The sequence below is a fragment of the Spirulina sp. 06S082 genome, assembly GCF_034932145.1.
In the GTDB taxonomy this organism is placed as follows: Bacteria; Cyanobacteriota; Cyanobacteriia; order Cyanobacteriales; family Spirulinaceae; genus CCY15215.
Genome location: NZ_JAYGHV010000252.1, coordinates 1 through 2,332 on the forward strand (window position 1 = coordinate 1; position 2,332 = coordinate 2,332).

Here is a 2,332-nt window from a genome sequence, read left to right on the forward strand (position 1 = left end):
AACATAGTCTCGTTATCGTCTCTTCGGCTAGTGTTTTTGAAGAAGATCGTCAAGAAAGTTTAACGGTTGGAGGAGATGATTTCCTCGCCAAACCCGTAGAAGCTCATTCTCTCTATCAAATGTTAGAAAAATATTTGGATTTGGATTGGATTTACGAAGAACAAGCCGAAATTGCATCAACTACAGAGGACATAGGCGATCGCGAAATGATAATTCCTCCTGCATCGGCTTTAGAACAATTACAAGAGTACGCAGAAACAGGACAAATGAGAGGGATTAAGTCCGAACTTAACAAAATTATCCAGCTAGATCGCCAATACCAGAACTTTGTGGATGAACTTAACCAATTAGTGAAAACCTTTAATATCCAAAAAATTCGTCAGTTTCTGCAAGAAAATGGACAAACTTCCGAGAGATAGGCACGAATCATAACTTAATGGGTGTATAATCCTTGGCAGATTCCGGAAATATTGTTCATAAGTTTTTCATATTTTGCGATCGCGCTTCCTTAAAAAATCTTAAAGTTTTAATACATTTTTTATGTTTTTGCAATTTTTAACTTTATCTCTAGAGAAAACTACTTACAATGGTTGGATGACCTCTCAAGTAAGTTAAGCGATGCAAATCAAAGGTCTATACAATCCCTTCCGCAAATCTATTGGTTCAAGACTGTTTGTTTCTATTTTAGGAGGTGCTTTAGTAGGATTAGGAGCAATGTCTTACTTTTTCTATCAAGCCCTTGAAAAACGTGCTAGAGAGGAAATTCAAGGTAATTTGAGTACGCAAGTCAAATCCATTGAAGGGCAACTCGCAAAAACAGAACAAATGATGGTGGACTTGGTTACATCCGTTCAAGCACTCAACGCATCAGGAGTTGAAGACTACGAGACCTACAAAACATTGATTCTTACAATGTTCCAGCGTCGGACTCCTTTAACAGTAGCATACGGTTTTGGACAATTCCCTCAAAAAATCCTCCCAGATCGCGGACCTCATTGGTACTATTTTTCGCTGGATCAAGGTAACGGAGAAGAAGCGGGAGAGATTTTACCCCCTCCCAACGAACATATTCGCTATGTCGATATCTGTTCTGAAGAAGTACATCTTGACTGTCTCGAACAAGAGTATACAACATTACCTGTGGCAGCAGGAAAAGAAATTTGGCTCGAACCTTATCATTGGTATGGTATTACCATGACCACTATTACTGGCCCCATCTATAACGACAAAAAGGAAGTGCTGGGGGTGGTGGGTTTGGATATAACCATTGATTCAATTATCGAACAAGTAAACACTCCCGTTACATCAGGAAGTGGCTATTTCGCTATCCTTAGTGAACAAGGGAATTTACTTGCATATCCTCCCGATCCTGAAAAAGTCAAAGCACAGGGTAACTTGCTTACTTTCCCCCCTCCTGAAGAAACTGAGGAAGAGCAATCAACAGATACTGACCTCCCCAAGTTCGATATCGTTTTAGAAAAAATTGGCAATACAAAATCAGGACTTGTCCAAGCCGAAGGTAGTTTTTGGGCATACCAACGAGTAGAAGGAACCAATTGGTTAATGCTTGCTTCCGTCCCAAAATGGGTTATTATAAGACCTGTTCTGGCAATTACCTTGGGAACTGCTTTCGGAGCAGTTATTCTTTTGGCTTTGATTGTCTTTCTATTAGTTCGATACCTCAATCGTCGTCTTAAACCTATGTTAGATGAATGTCATAAACTAGCAAAAACTGATACTCAAAGGATTGAAAGCGCAGGTAATAATAACACAATTGCAGTAAGTAATGAGGAATTTTTGGATCGAGAAAATGCGGATGAGTTAGATGTACTCGAGCGTTCTTTCAATCGCATGACCGAACGGCTTAAGGACTCCTTCGAGACTCTCGAATTACGAGTGAAAGAGCGGACTGAGGAACTAGAAAAAGCCAAAGAAACAGCCGATTCTGCTAACGTGGCTAAAAGCGAATTTTTAGCCAACATGAGCCACGAACTAAGAACACCGCTCAATGGGATTTTAGGCTATACGCAAATTCTGCAACGAGCTACGAATTTAACCGATAAAGAACAGCACGGACTCTCGATTATTTATCAATGCGGCAATCATTTACTTACCCTCATTAATGATATTCTCGATATCTCAAAAATTGAGGCACGAAAACTAGAATTACATCCGAAAAACTTTCATTTTCCTTCCTTTCTTCAAAGTGTTGTAGAAATGTGCCGCATTCGAGCCGAAAAAAAAGGAATTGAATTTGAATTCCATCCTCCAGAAGGTTTACCGATGGGGATTAATAGCGATGAAAAACGTTTGCGACAAGTGTTAATTAATC

1 protein-coding gene and 1 pseudogene are annotated in these 2,332 nt (G+C 39.5%); both read left to right on the forward strand.

Annotation, left to right across the window (positions count from 1 at the left end):
• Positions 1 to 419 (forward strand): annotated as a pseudogene (locus VB714_RS15320) (hybrid sensor histidine kinase/response regulator); the annotation flags it as partial.
• Positions 420 to 618: 199 nt separating this feature from the next.
• On the forward strand, positions 619 to 2,332 hold a 1,714-nt coding region (locus VB714_RS15325; RefSeq protein WP_323225495.1), incomplete at its 3' end, for a hybrid sensor histidine kinase/response regulator.